This window comes from Microbispora sp. H10949 (genome assembly GCF_014161435.1).
Classification (GTDB): Bacteria; Actinomycetota; Actinomycetes; order Streptosporangiales; family Streptosporangiaceae; genus Microbispora; species Microbispora triticiradicis.
Genome location: NZ_JABBWZ010000041.1, coordinates 1 through 708, shown reverse-complemented (window position 1 = coordinate 708; position 708 = coordinate 1). Strand labels below are relative to the sequence as shown.

The window sequence follows — 708 nt, the reverse complement described above, 5'->3', positions numbered from 1 at the left end:
CTACGCTCCTACGGCTTGTAGGCACACGGTTTCAGGTACTATTTCACGACCCCTCACCGGGGCGCTTTTCACCTTTCCCTCACGGTACTAGTTCACTATCGGTCACCAGGAAGTATTTAGGCTTACCAGGTGGTCCTGGCAGATTCACACAGGATTTCTCGGGCCCCGTGCTACTCGGGAACACTCCCAACAGTCGACAAGGTTTCGCCTACCCGGCTCTCACGGTCTACGGCCGCCCTTCCCAGAGCGTTCGACTACCCCACCGATTTCTCACTGCCTGAAGAGACGGCGGTCTCCCCCGGAAGGTCCCACAACCCCGCACACGCAACGCCCGCCGGCTATCACACGCGCACGGTTTAGCCTCCTCCGCTTTCGCTCACCACTACTCACGGAATCACTAAATTGTTTTCTTCTCCTACGGGTACTGAGATGTTTCACTTCCCCGCGTTACCACCAACCGCCCTATACATTCAGACGGCGGCAACACCACATGACTGGTGCTAGGTTTCCCCATTCGGACATCCCCGGATCAACGTCTGGTTGGCGACTCCCCGAGGCTTAACGCAGCCTCCCACGTCCTTCATCGGCTCCTGATGCCAAGGCATCCACCGTGTGCCCTAAAAAACTTGGCCACAAAGATGCTCGCGTCCACTATGCAATTCACAAACAACAACCAGGCAAACCAGCCCACCCCACCACCAAACACCC

Annotated in this window: 1 rRNA gene; it reads right to left on the bottom strand. The window is 57.2% G+C overall.

The window, feature by feature from the left end:
- A 23S ribosomal RNA gene (locus tag HHX40_RS35490) occupies window positions 1-632 on the bottom strand; the annotation flags it as partial.
- Window positions 633-708: the final 76 nt, after the last annotated feature.